15 protein-coding genes are annotated in these 17,458 nt (G+C 32.8%); 9 read left to right on the forward strand and 6 right to left on the reverse strand.

All coding sequences use genetic code 11. The features are described 5' to 3' along the window. Positions 1-204: 204 nt before the first annotated feature. A complete protein-coding gene (locus tag CJ739_RS16595) occupies positions 205-1,224 on the forward strand; it encodes a DUF3667 domain-containing protein (protein ID WP_117177315.1) in 1,020 nt (339 codons plus the stop codon). A 246-nt stretch (positions 1,225-1,470) separates the two neighbouring features. Here the strand turns inward: CJ739_RS16595 and CJ739_RS16600 are convergent, their stop codons facing one another. Beyond that, positions 1,471-4,101 (reverse strand): hypothetical protein, encoded by a 2,631-nt coding sequence (locus CJ739_RS16600; RefSeq protein WP_162880249.1) that lies wholly within the window; start codon positions 4,099-4,101, stop codon positions 1,471-1,473. Between the two features lie 219 nt (positions 4,102-4,320). Further along, on the reverse strand, positions 4,321-7,110 hold the full coding sequence (gene uvrA, locus CJ739_RS16605; protein WP_117177319.1) for an excinuclease ABC subunit UvrA: 2,790 nt from the start codon (positions 7,108-7,110) through the stop codon (positions 4,321-4,323). A 397-nt stretch (positions 7,111-7,507) separates the two neighbouring features. Here uvrA and CJ739_RS16610 point away from each other — a divergent pair, with 397 nt between their 5' ends. Continuing rightward, a complete protein-coding gene (locus CJ739_RS16610) occupies positions 7,508-8,092 on the forward strand; it encodes an RNA polymerase sigma factor (protein ID WP_117177321.1) in 585 nt (194 codons plus the stop codon). A 57-nt stretch (positions 8,093-8,149) separates the two neighbouring features. Beyond that, positions 8,150-8,296, forward strand: coding sequence for a hypothetical protein (locus tag CJ739_RS20410; protein WP_162880250.1), 147 nt, complete (start codon positions 8,150-8,152; stop codon positions 8,294-8,296). Between the two features lie 92 nt (positions 8,297-8,388). Here the strand turns inward: CJ739_RS20410 and CJ739_RS16615 are convergent, their stop codons facing one another. Continuing rightward, the gene (locus tag CJ739_RS16615) at positions 8,389-9,036 is read right to left on the reverse strand and encodes an endonuclease III domain-containing protein (protein WP_117177323.1); all 648 of its coding nucleotides are present in this window, start codon (positions 9,034-9,036) and stop codon (positions 8,389-8,391) included. Between the two features lie 32 nt (positions 9,037-9,068). On the opposite strand from CJ739_RS16615, the gene bcp reads away from it, so the two are divergent. Beyond that, the gene (gene bcp, locus CJ739_RS16620; protein ID WP_117177325.1) at positions 9,069-9,533 is read left to right on the forward strand and encodes a thioredoxin-dependent thiol peroxidase; all 465 of its coding nucleotides are present in this window, start codon (positions 9,069-9,071) and stop codon (positions 9,531-9,533) included. A gap of 220 nt (positions 9,534-9,753) precedes the next feature. Here the strand turns inward: bcp and CJ739_RS16625 are convergent, their stop codons facing one another. Beyond that, a complete protein-coding gene (locus CJ739_RS16625) occupies positions 9,754-11,226 on the reverse strand; it encodes a TonB-dependent receptor (protein ID WP_117177327.1) in 1,473 nt (490 codons plus the stop codon). A 253-nt stretch (positions 11,227-11,479) separates the two neighbouring features. Between CJ739_RS16625 and CJ739_RS16630 the strand changes: the two genes are divergently transcribed. Together CJ739_RS16630 and CJ739_RS16635 are read left to right on the forward strand one after the other, a co-directional pair. Further along, positions 11,480-12,268 carry an MBL fold metallo-hydrolase gene (locus CJ739_RS16630; protein WP_117177329.1) on the forward strand — a complete coding sequence of 263 codons (789 nt, stop codon included), beginning with the start codon at positions 11,480-11,482 and terminating at the stop codon, positions 12,266-12,268. A 266-nt stretch (positions 12,269-12,534) separates the two neighbouring features. Then, positions 12,535-13,035 carry a hydrolase gene (locus CJ739_RS16635; protein ID WP_117177331.1) on the forward strand — a complete coding sequence of 167 codons (501 nt, stop codon included), beginning with the start codon at positions 12,535-12,537 and terminating at the stop codon, positions 13,033-13,035. On the opposite strand, the gene CJ739_RS16640 is transcribed toward CJ739_RS16635, so the two are convergent. Continuing rightward, positions 13,028-13,402 (reverse strand): DNA topoisomerase IV, encoded by a 375-nt coding sequence (locus CJ739_RS16640; protein WP_117177333.1) that lies wholly within the window; start codon positions 13,400-13,402, stop codon positions 13,028-13,030. The two genes, CJ739_RS16635 and CJ739_RS16640, sit on opposite strands and share 8 nt — an antisense overlap. A gap of 52 nt (positions 13,403-13,454) precedes the next feature. Further along, a complete protein-coding gene (locus tag CJ739_RS16645) occupies positions 13,455-13,829 on the reverse strand; it encodes a helix-turn-helix domain-containing protein (RefSeq protein WP_117177335.1) in 375 nt (124 codons plus the stop codon). A gap of 288 nt (positions 13,830-14,117) precedes the next feature. Here CJ739_RS16645 and CJ739_RS16650 point away from each other — a divergent pair, with 288 nt between their 5' ends. The 3 genes from CJ739_RS16650 (at position 14,118) to CJ739_RS16660 (ending at position 17,454) form a co-directional block, all read left to right on the forward strand. Beyond that, the gene (locus tag CJ739_RS16650) at positions 14,118-15,278 is read left to right on the forward strand and encodes a M14 family metallopeptidase (protein WP_236951534.1); all 1,161 of its coding nucleotides are present in this window, start codon (positions 14,118-14,120) and stop codon (positions 15,276-15,278) included. 70 nt (positions 15,279-15,348) lie between these two features. Next, a complete protein-coding gene (locus CJ739_RS16655; RefSeq protein ID WP_117177339.1) occupies positions 15,349-15,828 on the forward strand; it encodes an Lrp/AsnC family transcriptional regulator in 480 nt (159 codons plus the stop codon). Positions 15,829-16,002: 174 nt separating this feature from the next. Beyond that, complete coding sequence (locus tag CJ739_RS16660; RefSeq protein ID WP_117177341.1) at positions 16,003-17,454, forward strand: MBOAT family O-acyltransferase; 1,452 nt, start codon at positions 16,003-16,005, stop codon at positions 17,452-17,454. The last annotated feature ends 4 nt before the right edge of the window (positions 17,455-17,458 follow it).

A 17,458-nucleotide genomic window follows, 5' to 3' on the forward strand; every position in this document is an offset into this window, starting at 1 on the left:
TTAAGCGTTTCGGCTTTCGCAATTACTGTTCAAATTTTCAACATGTGTGCCAAAAAAAAAGTTTGAGCTTATTTAACAATTTTTTGTGCAAAAACGTAAATAATTTTAATTTTTAAAAAACTGAATAATAGATAGTTATGAAAATATTGAAGATTTGCATTTTTATTGAAAAAATATTTAATTTTATACAAACCAACTTTTTCAATGAGAAAAAAATATATCATTTGCGATAATTGTGAACAAAAATTTGAAGATAGATTTCAATTTTGCCCGCATTGTGGACAAAAATCGAACGAAAACCTAACCTTAAAGGTGCTGTTTTACAACACTATAAGTAATTATTTTTCGGTAGATGCCCGTTTTTTTAAAAGTTTTATACCACTCATGGTGAAACCTGGTTATTTGGCACAGCGTTTTATAGAGGGAAAGCGATTGCTGTATTTGCATCCCGCACAAATGTATTTGTTTATTTCAGTGGTATTTTTCTTTTTATTCTCTTTTATCAGTCGCAATCAAGTAGAAGAAATTGATAAAAATTTACAAAAATCAAACCCTGTTATGACCAACTCTGCTAACTATGATAACATATTGGACTCTTTAAAGATAAATGGAATAGACCAAAATATAAAAGACAAAAGTATTGCAGCAGATTTGAGTAGTAATGATTTAAAAGCGGGTTTGAGTTTTGATTTTAGTCAAAAGAAAGTAGATTCATTAATTAAAATTAATGCTCCAGACAAGGACATATACAGGGCTATGGGTATGAAAGATGATGCTGGAGCATTTAGCCGAAAAGTGTATTCACAAATGCTTAAATTTTATAAACAAAGAAATGGCGGCTCGATTTATCAAGCTTTTTTAGATACTATCCCAATTGCTATGTTTGTTTTGTTGCCAATCTTTGCATTTATTTTGAAATTATTATACTTTAAAACAGGAAGTTTTTCACATCATTTAGTATTTAGTTTTTATTTCTTTGCATTTATTTTTATGGTTTTTAGTTTAATGGTTTTAGTAGGTTTGGTGTGGAAAGCACCTTTTTGGTTAACTCTATTAATTTTGCTTACTACTTTTTTCTATTTAGTTTTAGCTGTAAAGCGTTTTTATAATCAAGGATACTTAGTTAGTTTGTTGAAAAGTGGAATTGCATCCTTAACTTTTTTAATGATTGTAATGCCATTGGCAGCTAGTATCTTGTTTGTTTTTGCATTTTTGTTTTATTGATTCTAATGAAAGTTTTTAAATCTAGACTATTAAATATTTTTCGTTTGTAGACGCTTTAATTTTACTAATTTGTTCTGGACTGCCCATTTAACTTCCTACTAGTTCTTATTTAGGTGCAATAATAAGGACCAAATTGGGTATACCAGCTAAAATGAATTTATTTCTTTTCAATTTTCACAAAAAAAAAGAAGTCGTCTAAAAAGTAATTTTAGACGACTTCTATCATTAATTGTATTTAAAAACGAATTATCTCGTCAATAATTTTACTGCTTTAGCACCTTCAAAGGTTTTAACAGTAGCAATCCAAATACCCGTTTTGAAATTAAAATCAGTATCCTCGTTTGTTTTAATTGTTTTAACCAAAGCACCAGTAATACTATAAATATTAACTTCGGTAGCAGATTTTACATTAGACACATAAATTCTATTTCCAATAGCTTTAACGTTAGAAGAAACAGCAGACGTTTCACCAACTTTGTCTATGCTTAAAGTAACATAATCAGGATTTACATATAAATTTGGCGGAACAGATTGCCCTGTTAATATGTAAGCAGCATTTCTCCAAAGGGTTAGCGCTTCAGAAGTAATATTGGCACCATCTCCTTTTATAATCGCTCCATAATTAAAAGAAAAAGCAATCATTCGAGAAGTAAGTGGAAGAATATCATCTGTGCCTGTTCCAAATTTGGTGCCTCCAGGAATATCATTAACTACAATGGCTTTATCAACAACGGTAACATTAGGGTTTGTACCTAATAAAGTTCCTGTTACTGAAAGATCTAATTCATTCAAAACATCAATGGAATTAGTACCTGTGCCACCATTATTGTCTGATGTTTCATTATAAAGCATAAAGTCATTTCCTATGTATGAGATTCCACTGAACAATGGATTGGCTTGATTTGCAGGATTTACTGTAAGCGTAGTTGCAGGTGAAATAGCCATAGTAGCATCAGCATCTGTAACAGCTCTACCACTTCTTAAAGCCCAAGATTTATTATAAATTACAGGGATTGAAAGATTTTTAATACCTAATGGTCCTGTGGGCTTATATATATTTGCGGTAGAAGTAAAAGTTTCTTGTGCAATAACCATGTCATACCCGGTAAGGTCAAGTCCTGTTCCGTCGTTATCTACTGTAAGCACAGTAATATTAAAATTAGGATCTGCATTAAACATTCTAACTATAGGGTCATTGGTATATGAAGATGCACCTTCCGCTTCTGTCCCAGCATAAGCCGAAGCCTGTACATAAGCTATCTCTTGTGGTATTTTCTGTAATAAATTAAAGTCTACTTGTATATAAGGTAAGTACATATCTGTACCTGCCCCATCGGCAATCACTTTAAAATTAAAATCTATACCACCAGCATTTCCATAATATTCAAAAGTAAAATCATCAGCACGTGCCCCATCAATATCTTGATTATATGTTACTGTGCTAGGTCCAGTAAGGCTTGTACCATCTACAACGCCAGCACGAGCACCATTATTAAAGTTTGGTGCGCTTACATTGTAGTCAAGAGTAGATTCGGGCATTAAAGGAACTGTAACTTTTCCTCCGCTAAGGGTTTTAATATGCACTTCACTTCCTACTTTTAATTGAAGCCCTAAAGTGGCATCATAAAAATTATCGCCACTATCTTCAATATAACGAACACTAACATAGTCTATTGAAGGACTTAAAATGTTGTCTCCATCACTTTTGAATCTTGACTGTGCTGAAGTGGTAGCATTTACAACATTTAACTCAGTAAAGCCATCAACATTTGATATACGAGATATACTTGCTAAAGGAGTGCCAGGGGTAGTAACATTGCCAAGGAATGAAGAAGCGTCCCCTCCTCTAAAATCATGATAATATGTAGCAGTAACCATTTCGTAAGCAGAAGCGCTAGGGTTAGCAACTAAACCACCTGGGTTTGCTAAGCCAGTAAGCATATAAGCGGCATTTCTCCAAATAGTTAAATATTGAGAGGTTATATTACCACCATCTTGTTTTACACTAGCGCCCCAAGAAAATGGTAATGCAATAGCATCATGGGCCAAAACACCAGTAGCATCGGTACCAAGATGTGTATTTGCAGGAAAATAATTAATACCAATAGCTTGGTCTGGGGTTGTAATTTCAGGAACTGTTGCCAACAAGGTGTTTGTAATTGGAGTAGCACCGTCGCTAGTTATTTCAACGCTGTTAGCAACATCTATTGATCTATTCCCGCCGGCTTGTCCATAATCATCTGAAGTCGTTAGGAACAATGGTATATCATCACCATTAGAAAGACCTAAACCTGTAAATAATGGGCTAGAAGCATCGACAACACTCATAGATAAATTTAATGTTTTTGTAACTGCGGCAGAAGCTGATGCAATTGTATTATTATTTCTAAAATGAAGCATTTTACTATAAATAATTGGTGCTTGAATATTTGCAGGTGTCAATGCTCCTCCTTCACTTGCCTTCATAAAATTATAAGTAGCTACGTTTTCTGTTACAATAATTAAATCAAAGCCAGTTTGGTCAATACCTGTCGCAACTGCCATTGAATTTCCAGCAGGAACTGTACCATTAAGTGCAACAACATATGAAGCTGGAGAACCAGCACCATTTTGTGCTATGATAGTAACCACATTAAAATTTGGATCAGCTTTTAGCATCCTTGAAACAGGATCATTGTAAAGCAGGGAAGATTTGGTAACAATACCATAACTAGTATCGGGAGCATTGGTGCCATAACCTGCACCGGCAACTTGGTTATCATTGTATATTTTAACACCTTCTGCTAAAATATATAAGACATTTTTTTGCGCCATCACCTGACTGGACGTCAATGCAAAAAGCAACGTAAATAGTAAATAAGTAATTTGTTTTTTCATAATTAATAGTTTAGTTATTTGAATTAAATTAACATAAAACCACACAGCATCGTGTGATATTGAGTGTAATATAGGGCAGTTATTAATAAATCAATAGCACTTTTGAACGGCGGTCGATTTTGTAAATGTTTTTCATTGTATAATATACAAAATCTATTAGTAAAAATTATGTATTTTATAAATAAAGTGGTGTAGAATGAATATTAAGAAAAAACAAAGTTATTTATGAAGTTTATCCTTTAAATACTTGGCAGTTTCAGAGGTTTTAACTACTATAATCTCTTCAGGAGTTCCTGCCGCAACTAAGCTTCCACCAGTTTCACCGCCTTTTGGACCTAAATCTATGATATAGTCGGCGCATTTAATAAGATCTATATTGTGTTCTACAACAATGATAGAATGTCCGTTTTCAATTAAAGCATTAAACGATTTTAATAATTTTTGAATATCATGAAAATGCAAACCCGTAGTTGGTTCGTCAAAAATAAAAAGCGCTTTGTCTTTATTATTGCCTTTTCCCAAAAAGGAAGCCAATTTAATACGCTGTGCTTCACCGCCAGAAAGGGTAGAAGAGCTTTGACCCAAAGTTACGTAACCTAAGCCAACATCTTGCAAGGGTTGTAATTTGGTTTTTATTTTAGGCTGCTTGTTGGTTTCAAAAAAAGCAATGGCGTCATCGATGGTTAAGTTTAAAACATCGTCAATGTTTTTATTGGCAAAAGTAACTTCCAATACTTCTTTTTTAAAGCGCTTGCCTTTGCAAGTTTCACATTCTAAATGCACATCTGCCATAAATTGCATTTCAATGGTTACTTCACCTTCTCCTTTACATGTCTCACAGCGTCCACCATCTACGTTAAATGAAAAATGCTTTGCTTGGTAGTTTCTTATGTTGCTTAGTTTTTGATTTGAGAACAGTGCTCGAATATCATCGTAAGCTTTAATATAAGTTACAGGGTTTGAACGTGACGACCTTCCAATGGGGTTTTGGTCTACAAATTCAATGTGTTTTATATTGCTGAAATTACCTTCCAATGAAGTAAACTGACCTGCTTTATCACTAAAATCGGTTAGTTTTTTTTGAAGTGCAGGAAACAATATTTTTTTAACCAAAGTACTTTTTCCACTTCCTGAAACACCCGTAATAACAGTAAGCATTCCTAAAGGAAAACGGACATCGATATTTTTTAAATTGTTTTCGCGGGCTCCAATAATGTCTATAAAGTATTTTGAAGTTCTACGTGTTTTAGGTACTTCAATCTTTAATGTTTCATTTAAATACTGCGCAGTTAACGAATTTGAAGCTAGTATTTCATCATAAGTACCGCAAGCTACCACATGGCCACCAAAAGTTCCTGCTTCGGGACCAATATCTATAATGTTATCGGCAGCTTTCATAATATCTTCATCATGCTCAACCACAATAACAGTGTTTCCTAAATCACGTAGTTGTTTTAAAACGACTATTAAACGCTCGGTGTCTTTGGGGTGTAAGCCAATACTAGGTTCATCCAAAATATACATAGAACCCACCAAACTACTGCCTAAAGAGGTTGAAAGATTAATACGCTGACTTTCACCACCGGAAAGTGTATTGGACTTTCTATTCAATGTTAAATAATCCAATCCTACATTGGCTAGAAAAGACAAACGACTATTAATTTCTTTTAATAGCCTATTTGCTATTTGTGTATCGTAATCGTTTAGTTCTAATTGTTTAAAGAAATTCGCTAATTTATCTAAGGGCATTTCAACTAAATCGGTAATCGTTGCACCTCCAACTTTAATATAATTAGCTTCAACCCGCAAGCGTTTCCCGTTGCACACTTTACATTTGGTTTTTCCGCGGTAGCGTGATAACATAACACGGTTTTGAATTTTATAGGCTTTGGCTTCCAATTCTGCAAAAAACGAATGTAATCCTTCAAAATATTGATTGCCATCCCAAATAAGTTGCTTTTGTGCATCACTTAATTGAAAATAGGGTTTGTGAATGGGAAAATCGAATTTATGGGAGTTATTAACCAATTGGTCTCTATACCAGCTCATACTTTCACCTCTCCACGGAAAAATAGCGTTTTCATAAACGGAAAGCCCCGTATTGGGAATCACCAAATCATCATCAATACCAATAATGTCACCGTAACCTTCACATTTTGGACAAGCTCCATATGGGTTATTGAAGCTGAACAAATGGATGTTTGGCTCTAAAAAGGTCATGCCGTCCATTTCAAATTTGTTACTGAACGAACGTTGTTTGTCGTTGCTTAAGGTTTCAATAAAGCATTCGCCTTTGCCCTCAAAAAAAGCTGTTTGAATGGCATCTGCTAGTCTATTTTGAAAATCTTCCTCATCTTTAATAATAACCCTATCAACAACTAATAAAATAGTATCTTTTTTGTTTAAGGAATTAGTTTCGTCAATTCTAACAACATGGCCATTTACTTTAATTCTGGCGTAACCTTGCTGTTGCAGCGCTTTTAATTTATCTTCCAGGCTGCGTCCTTTTTCTAAATGAATAGGAGCGAGGAGCAGTAGTTTTTCGCCTTCAGGAAATGTTTTTAAATAATTTAAAACATCTGAAACAGTATCTTTTTTTACTTCCAAACCTGAAACCGGTGAATAGGTTTTTCCAATTCTGGCGAATAGTAATTTTAGATAATCGTAAATTTCGGTAGAGGTTCCAACCGTTGAACGCGGATTGGTGGCGTTTACTTTTTGCTCTATAGCAATAGCAGGAGCAATGCCTTTAATATAATCGACTTTAGGCTTGTTCAATCGACCTAAAAATTGGCGTGCATAACTCGATAAGCTTTCAACATAGCGTCTTTGCCCTTCGGCATAAAGTGTGTCGAAGGCTAAACTCGATTTTCCTGAGCCCGACAATCCTGTAATGACCACTAATTTATTTCTAGGTATTACCACATCAATATTCTTTAAATTGTGCAGTTTGGCACCTTTTATAATGATGTTTTCTTTGGGGTTTACTTCAGAAATATTAGTAATCATCTGTTTATATTTATTGTTTTAATTTGGTCATGCTTCGACAAGCTTCACTTACTAACTTCGCTGCAAAATATATTTTGCATCTCGTTAATGCTCAGCACAGGCTTGGAACACCCTAAATAATCATCCTCGTGCGTGGGAATGCTATTCTCATAGGTGTTTTATATACTTTTACGGGAACAATTTTGCAAAGATACTACAAGTATAGCAAGCTAAGAAATACATAATACTTTAAATAAAAGTTAAAAAAATGCAATAAATTTTGTTTTTTTGGAATGATTATTGGTATATTTGACTCTATTAATCAATACTTTAATTAACTCTCGCCTATAGCTGAACATTACTTTTAAACTAATAACCCCAAGCAGAGAAGCCATTCTATGCCCAAAAAGTAATGATTATGCAACACGAACTTATACAAGATTCTACCTTAGTTAGTAATTATATTAAAGGAGACGAAAGTGCTTTAGAAATTCTTATTAATAGGCACAAACAAAAAATTTATAGTTTTATTTATTCAAAAGTTTATGATAGAGATGTCGCTGAAGATATTTTTCAGGACACTTTTATTAAAGTGATTCGTACCTTAAAAAAAGGTGCTTATAACGAAGAAGGTAAATTTTTACCTTGGGTCATGCGTATTTCGCATAATTTGGTGATTGATTTTTTTAGAAAGAGCAGCAGGATGCCCAAATTTGACAATACAGATGAATTTAATATCTTTTCCGTATTAAGCGATAACAGCTTAAATGCTGAAAACAGTATTATTAAGGAACAAGTTGAAACAGATGTGAGACGTTTGGTTGAAGAGCTTCCGGGGGACCAAAAAGAAGTTTTATTGATGCGTATTTATGAAGATTTAAGCTTTAAGGAAATTTCAGATAAAACAGGTGTTAGTATTAATACCGCTTTGGGACGCATGCGTTATGCGTTAATTAACTTGAGAAAAATTATAGATAAGCATAATATAATTTTAACAAATTAGTACAATAAAGTAAATTTAGCTGCGTTAATAAGTTAAAATCAACCTTAAATTATTAAAATGGCAAAACTTTACTCTGATAATTCTATTAAAAAAGTGAATGAACTTGAACCGAAAAACGAAACGGTTAATTTTATTTTAAATTATTCTAAGGCTTTAAGTGTTATAAAATATAACAAAATAAAGTTTGAAGCGCTTTTAAACTAGTGGTGAAAAGCCCTAGCATTTAATTTAAATGCTAGGGCTTTTTAATGAGGCTTGTCCTGACTTTTTTGCTTCAATCAAAAGCTAAGACGGGTTTATTTATAATAAGCATCAATTACTGACTGTCTCCCAATAGTTTTGGTTATGATGTCTTTTTCTAAATCCCATCCACGAGCAGGAGAATATTGTCTGCCATACCAAATAATTTGAAGGTGTAAGTCGTTCCATAATTCTTTAGGGAATAATCTTTTTGCGTCTTTTTCGGTTTGCACTACATTTTTCCCATTGCTTAAATTCCACCGATACATAAGTCTATGGATATGTGTATCTACAGGAAAAGCTGGTACGCCAAAGGCTTGCGACATGACAACGCTTGCTGTTTTGTGCCCCACCGCTGGTAACGCTTCTAAAGCTTCAAAATCTTGAGGTACTTTGCCGTTGTGTTTTTCAATTAAAATTTTAGAAAGCCCATATATACCTTTGCTTTTCATGGGTGATAACCCTACAGGCTTTATGATTTCCCTGATTTCTTCAACCGAAAGTTTGACCATGTCATACGGGTTATCTGCTTTTTCAAATAATAAAGGCGTTATCTGGTTTACACGAACATCTGTACTTTGTGCCGACATTAGAACCGCTATTAATAAGGTGTACGGGTCTTTATGGTCTAATGGAATGGGTATGGTTGGGTATAATTCCTTGAGTGTTTTTATTACGAATTCTACCTTTTTATCCTTTGTCATGTTGTATTTTTGTAAAAACCAAAGTTACTATTATGAACACATTAAAACAAGGGGACAAAGTGCCAAATTTTGAAGTATTTGATGAACAAGGAAACATTATAAAATTATCTGATTACAAAGGAAAAAAATTAGTTATTTTCTTTTATCCAGCTGCCAATACACCAACTTGTACTGTTGAAGCTTGCAACCTAAGGGATCATTATAAAGAATTAGCAGATGCTGGTTATAACATATTAGGTGTTAGTGCCGATACTCAAAAAAAGCAATCAAATTTTAAAAAGAAACATGATTTCCAATACCCTTTAATTGCTGATGTAGATAAGGTTATGATACAGGCTTTTGGAGTTTGGGGATCGAAAAAGTTTATGGGACGTACCTTTGATGGCATTCACCGCAAAACATTTGTAATTGATGAAACAGGCGTTGTGGAACGTGTTATTGATAATGTAAAGGCAAAAATACACGCTTCCCAAATATTAGAACCAATTGACAATTAATAATTCTACTAGTAAATAGCCAAAAGCCAATAGTCAATAGTCAATAGTCATTAGTCATTAGTCATTAGTCAATGGTTGGTGGTTAACGATTAAACGGTTGAACGAATAAACAATACAAAATAGTCACTAGTAAATAGCCAAAAGCCAATAGCTGGTGGTCAACAATCAATTCAACAATTCAACGGTTAAACGAATCAACAATAACAGATAATCATCTTATTTACCTGGTATACTTTTTTCTTTTAGGTAATACTAAGGGTTTTCTCGTATAGCCGAACATGCGATAATCTTTAATTAAATCAGGAATGCCTTCAGGTAATTTATCTTCCCAGCCACTTTTTCCATTGGCAATTTGTTGTAAAATTTCTCTTGAGAATATGGTTAAGCATTTTTCGTCGTAATCTTTAATATCAATCACTTTTCCGTTGTATTTAAAGAACTTATATAACTCTTTCATACGTGGGTAAACTTTTAAGTTTTCGCTAGTAATTAATTCACCAGTTACCACATCAATCATTGGATATAAGTACACTTTTAAGTCTTTAAAAAATAATTTACCAAACGCTTCCAAAATACCTCCGCTTAAGTGACGGTAATACTTTTCATCAAAAATATCTACTAAATTATTAACGCCCATTGCGAGCCCCATTCTCGCTTTAGTATAGTTTGAAAAATATTCAACTACTTTGTAGTATTCTTGAAAATTGGATATCATAACCGATTGCCCTAAAGAGCATAATAAATCGGCTCTATCCATAAAATCTTGCTCGTCAATTTCACCTTCTGCACGTAAATTTGAAAGTGTTATTTCGAATACGACCTCCGTATTGTCTTTATCAACCTTTTTTTCATCAACAAACATTTTATACGCATTTTCGTACATATCTATATTTACTTGCGTAACAGGTCGAAAGCTTCCTCTAAAGGCTAAAATATTTTTTTTGTAAAATACACGAGCTGGAAGTACGTTTTTCCCGTCTGGACCAAACATTACGGCATCAGTCATACCATTTTTAACAAGCTGAAGACTCATTAATCGGTTGTCTACATTTTTAAATAAAGGCCCGGAAAAATTAACCGTATCAATTTCCAATTGATCTTTGTCTAAATGGTCATACAGGTAACGAAGCAGTTTTTTTGGTTCATTATATTTATAAAAAGCACCGTAGATTAAATTGGTGCCAATGACACCAAGGGTTTCTTGTTGAAGTCTGGCATCGGTTTCTTTAAAACGTATATGTAAAATAATGTCGTTATACTCTTGGTTTGGTTCTATTTGGTATTTAATACCAATCCAACCATGGCCTTTAAATTGTTTTGCGAAATCGATGGTAGTTACTGTATTTGCAAAAGAGAAGAATATTTTATTAGGATAATCTTTTCTTGAAAGGCGCTTTTCAATAAGATCAATCTCATGGTTTAGCATTTTTCGTAAGCGACCTTCAGTAACATAGCGTCCATCATCTTCGGCTCCATAAATAGCATCACTAAATGCCTTGTCGTAAGCAGACATTGCTTTTGCAATCGTTCCAGAAGCGCCACCAGCTCTAAAAAAATGGCGACTTGTTTCTTGTCCCGCTCCAATCTCTGCAAAAGTACCATAAATATTCTCGTTAAGGTTAATGCGGAGCGCTTTGGTTTTTAATGAAGGAATTTCTTCAAACTCCTTATCTCCCTTTAAGGTAATTTCCATGTTACTGTTTGGGTTACTAAATTATGTTAACAAAGGTATCAAATAATAGAAGCAAATAAAAAAATAACTCTAATTTTGTCGGTAAATACGATTCTTTTTAGTGAACATGTAAAATGACTCAGCCATTTTAATATTTCAACAAAAAGTAGATGCTGAATTATCGATTTTTTCAAATATAGCTATTTTGAGCAATAATTATTTTGAAAAAGCAGCGATTAATTAAAAATAAATTAAAAAAGTAAATATTCATTTTTTGAAAGTAACATTTTTAGGAACCGGAACTTCACAAGGCATTCCCATAATAGGGAGTACGCACCCCGTGTGTTTAAGTGACAACAAAAAGGACAAACGCTTGCGTGTTTCTGTTTTGGTAGAATGGGATACTTTTACCTATGTTATTGATTGCGGTCCAGATTTTAGATACCAAATGTTGCGTGCAGCGTGTACTAAGATAGACGGGGTTTTGTTTACGCATGAACATTCAGATCATGTAATGGGCTTAGATGATATTAGGCCTTTTTATTTCAGACAAGGTGATATCCCTATTTACGCGCACAAACGGGTTTTAAAATCACTTAAGACGCGATTCGATTATATATTTGCTACAAAAAATAAATACCCTGGTGCACCTTCCGTGGTCCCAAATCGGATAAAAAACAAACCTTTTCTTTTAAATAATTTAGAGGTTGTTCCTATAAATGGGAAGCATGATGCTTTACAGGTTTTTGGGTTTAAATTTGGGGATTTTGCCTATTTAACTGATATGAAAACAGTTGAAGAGAAGGAAATGGAGAAAATAAAAAACATTAAGGTGTTGGTAGTTAATGCTTTGAGGATTGAGCCCCATCAATCGCATTTTAACTTGGAAGAAGCGCTTCAGTTTATTGATAAGGTAAAACCAGAAAAAGCCTATTTAACGCACATTAGCCATATGTTAGGGTTTCATGATGATGTTGAGAAAACATTACCTAAAAATGTGTTTTTGGCTTATGATGGCTTACAAATAACAATTAACAATTATCAATTTGCAATTAATAATTAGTAATACAAATAGCTACTAGTAAATAGGCAAATCAACGAATAAACAATAACAGATAATCGATAATGTTGGTAATTAGGACTTCGACAAGCTCAGTCTGACAGGGGAATATATAAAAAGTAAGTGTATAAATAAGTTTGTCAAGCTGAGCCTGTCGAAGCTATATAAAAGAAGTGTCGGTAACAGGACTTCGACTGCGCTCGGACTGACATTTGTATATATTTGGAGTTTTGTCAAGTACTAACAAATAACAATTTAAATTTTAAAAAATGAAACAGAAAATTTTTATGTATTTATTCGTTTTTTCCATATTACTGGTGTTGTTTCAGTATGTGAATTCCAAACGGGTTTTTGAAGACATGAACCATAAATTGGATGGGTATAAAGGGCAATTAGAGCGGTATAAAGACTCTGTAGCTGTTTTGCAAGATGAGAATTTAGATTTGTCGCATTTCAATTTAGAAAGAAACGAAGATGCTATCAGTTACTTCGAAAATCAAGGTTATAATGTGGCCGAGCTAATTCCTTTAATAAAAGATGAGCTTTATAAGTTAAATGAAGAAAAAGGCGAGCATCCCATAATTCCCTATGCTGCTGAGGAAGGGAAGCGCATGATGATTAATACCGTAAAATTATTGAACCATAAATGGATTGTGGCGGATTTTTCGGACGGTCACTATTGGGGCGAGTTGTTTTTGACTTATGAAATAACGGAAGATAAACAGCTTAAATTTAATTTGGTTGAATCGTTTTTGTACCCGTTTAATTAGTATCCATTTTATAGGCAATCCCTTTTTGCTTTTTTGTTTCGCCTACATACGAATATTCAAAGGTGTATGACGAATCGGTTGTTGTTAAAATTTTTAAGTGGATATCTTTTTTTTCTGCCATATTTTTAGGGTTTATGGTTTTAAAAACAACCTCACAATCATTAATCCAACGTAATTGAGACGAATCCGTCTTGTTATTGTATACTTCAATTTGTAATGTTTCGGTGCGTTTAAAATTCGATTTAAACAACGCGCCATTGATAGTTACTTCGCTATAGTAGTTGCCCGTTTTATAGTCGGTACAATTTCTGCTTGTTTCATAGCAACTAAAAAGGCTTAATAAGAGTAAAAAGTAGATAAGTTTCATAGTAAAAAATTTCAGTACAAAACTACTAAACTTAAATAGAACTTGTTTAAAGTTAATTCTGGAAACTTTTAAAACTTCCGTCAGAATAGAAAATAACGATTCGTTCAATGGAATGATCCTTTTTAATTTCAGATGCCATTTTATCATCAATAATAGGAGAAGGTGGTGCGGTAATGGTATTGGATTCCATCGTTTCTTTTGTTGAAGGAAATTCGCCTTTGCCATTTAGCAACCAATACAATTCAACTTCCGGATAAGCAGAAAGTATTTTTAAAACAAACTCTAAACTTGGCTTGTTCCTGCCAGATAAAATATGTGAAATACTTGAACGTTGAACACCAATTTTTTCAGCAAAAGAAGAAGCGGTTTCGCCGTAATAATCTATGACTTGTTGCAGTCTTTTAGTAAAAGCTTCAGTGTTTATCATTGTAACGGTTACAAATGTATATTGTTTTTACAAATGTAATATTTTACAGTTAAAATTCACCCTAAAACAATGTTAAATATATTATTTGTTGAAACTATAACTTCACATAATCATATATAATATACTGAAATAATGTATTTTATAGTTATAATTATTTAGTCAGATTTAGTGGTTTATATAGTTTAACAAAAAACATTGTTTTATTGTATAACATTGTAAACAAAAGCATTCTTTTTATTGTTTACAAATGTAAATTCGTAATTGTTTACATTTGTATCCTAAAATTTAATGATGAAAACAACACATATAAAATCCTTGTTTTTAAAGTATAAAGAATCCGGTTTAAAACACCGTTATATTACCAATAATCACATAGCTCCTTTGCTGGAAAAGATGGCTCATAAATTACATGTAGAGACTCTTGGAAGGTCTGTTTTAAACAACCCTATTTTCGGAATTAAAATCGGTAATGGCAACAAACGCATCCTTATGTGGTCTCAAATGCACGGTAATGAATCTACCACTACAAAGGCCTTATTCGATCTTTTAAATACGCTATTAAGTGATGATTTGTCTGTAAACCACATATTAAATTCCTGTACGTTATATATCATCCCTATTTTAAGTCCAGATGGTGCCCAGGCGTACACAAGGGTGAACGCAAACCAGGTGGATTTAAACAGGGATGCACAAGATTTGACCCAACCAGAGAGCCGAGTGTTGCGTGAAATTTTTAAAATGTTTAAGCCACATTTTTGCTATAATTTACATGGACAACGTACTATTTTTAGTGCTGGAAAAACAAATAAACCTGCAACGGTGTCGTTTTTGGCACCTGCTCAAGATAAAGACTGTACTATAACGCCAAATAGAAAGATAGCTATGGAAGTTATTGGTGTTATGAATAAGGTTTTGCAAGAGGTTATTCCAAATCAAGTTGGGGTTTATGATGATGCCTTTAATTTAAACTGTGTAGGGGACACGTTTCAAAGTGAAAACGTTCCAACGATACTATTTGAAGCTGGACATTATCCTAATGACTATGGTAGGGAAGAGACTAGAGCTTTTATTTTTATGTCTTATATGGCTTCGTTAGATTATATCTCAAAAAATGATGTTTCGGGAGCTAATTATGAGCCTTATTTAAAGATCCCTGAAAACGAAAAGTGTTTTTTAGATATTATCATAAAACACGCTAAAATAGCGAGTCATGATAGTGAAGTTATAACAGATATTGGCATTTTATATCAAGAAAAATTAATTGACGGAAAAATTAATTTCATTCCAAAAGTGGAGTATATAGAAAACTTAGATGCTTATTTTGGACATAAAGTAATTCAGGCTAATAAGTTAGAGGTTTTTAATCCGGATGGTAAATTATTGAAAGTTGATAGCGAAAACGTTTTCGTAATGATAGATAATGAAAAAATCTCATTATTACCGAAATAAAGTGTATGGATTATGCGTAATTATTAGTAAAAATGTATTAATTTTGCTTAATATTTAAGAATAATTAATTATGGGGAAAATTAAATTAGACGAGATTGATCATCAAATCCTTGACATGTTAATCGATAACACAAGGATTCCGTTTACAGACATTGCAAAGAAATTATTAATATCAGCAGGTACAGTTCACGTACGTGTTAAAAAAATGGAGGAGCAAGGCATTATAAGGGGCTCATCCTTGATGTTGGATTACAAAAAACTTGGATATTCATTTATAGCATACGTAGGTGTTTATTTAAATAATACTTCGCAAACAAAATTTGTTCTTGAACGTATAAATGAAATTGCTTTTGTAACTGTAGCACATATCACTACCGGAAAGTTTAATATTTTCTGTAAAATTAGAGCAAGAAGCACTGAGCATGCTAAAGAAATTATATTTAAATTAGATGATATTGATGGAGTTTACAGAACTGAAACCATGATTTCTTTAGAAGAAAGCATCAATGATAAAAAACGACTAATGCATTCTATTTTTAATGAGATGTAGTTTGTATAAAAAATCTTAAAAAGCCAGTTCAATTTTGAACTGGCTTTTTTTTTGTTATTTGTAGATTAAAGATTTAATTAGTTTTTCGAAGAGTATTTTTGCTATATTTTCATTAAATATAGATGTTTGTATATGTAAATTTGCTGGTTTATTTTATATTTATAATCATTCTATATGGTATTTAATTCCTTGGAGTTTTTCATATTTCTTCCTATTGTTTTTTTTCTTTATTGGTTTGTTTTTAAAAAACATTTAAAAGCCCAAAATATCTTAATTTTAGTTGCCAGTTATGTCTTTTATGGGCTTTGGGATTGGAGATTTCTCTCGTTAATTTTACTAAGCACTGTAGTTGATTACTTTGTAGCTTTAAAAATAGATGGTTTAGAGGATAAATCTAAACGTAAATCGTGGCTTTGGGTTAGTGTTCTTTTTAATGTTGGCCTTTTAGGTTTTTTTAAATATTATAACTTTTTTGTTGATTCTTGGGTAGATATGGTTTCTCTATTTGGGTATGAAATTAAAAGCACATGGACCTTACGTGTTATTTTGCCAGTTGGGATCTCTTTTTATACGTTCCAAACCATGTCGTATTCGTTTGATGTATATTATAAAAAAATAAAACCATCCAACGATTTTTTATCGTTTGCAGCATTTGTTAGTTTTTTTCCACAGTTAGTAGCTGGACCAATTGAAAGGGCCTCCAATTTACTCTCTCAAATATTGAATAAGCGTACATTTAATTACGATCAAGTAGTAAGTGGGCTTAAATTGATTTTATGGGGTTTATTTAAAAAAGTAGCCATAGCTGATGCATTGGCTCCTATGGTAGATGATATATTCTCGAATTATTCAAATTATCCGGCATCTACACTTATTTTAGGAGTAACTATGTTCAGCTTTCAAGTATATGGTGATTTTAGTGGTTATTCTGATATAGCTATAGGAACTTCGAAACTTTTTGGAGTTGAATTAATGTCGAATTTTAAATTTCCGAATTTTTCTAGAAATGTTGCAGAGTACTGGCAAAGGTGGCACGTATCGTTATCTACTTGGTTTAGGCACTATGTTTATATCCCGCTAGGAGGTTCAAAGGTAAGTAAGTTAAAATCGGTAAGAAATATTTGCATTGTATTTTTGGTGAGTGGTTTTTGGCATGGAGCAAACTGGACGTTTATTTTTTGGGGTGCTTTTCATGCGTTAGCTTTTATTCCTGTCTTTTTAATGGGAAGAAATACTATTTACAAAGATTCGGTAATTGGAGAACATACTTTTTTTCCAACATTCACAGAAATAGGGCAGGTATTGCTAACGTTTTCGATAGTAACATTTTCAAGGATATTTTTCAGATCAACGTCTATAACGGATGCTTTTGGCTTTATAAATAAGATTTTTACTGATTTTTCGTATGGAACTTATAGCCATCCGATGGGATATCGTATGATTGATTATTATGTGCTTATTATAATTTTTGTTCTCTATGAATATAGAATGCGTAAAGATGAGCGTTCTCCATTTAAATTTAAATCTAAAGTGGTTAGGTTTGTTGCTTACACGTTTGTTATTCTGTTAATGATGCTGTTTTATGATGATGGGGTTGATAGGTCGTTTATTTACTTCCAATTCTAAGTTT

The organism is Mariniflexile sp. TRM1-10 (assembly GCF_003425985.1).
Lineage (GTDB): Bacteria > Bacteroidota > Bacteroidia > Flavobacteriales > Flavobacteriaceae > Mariniflexile.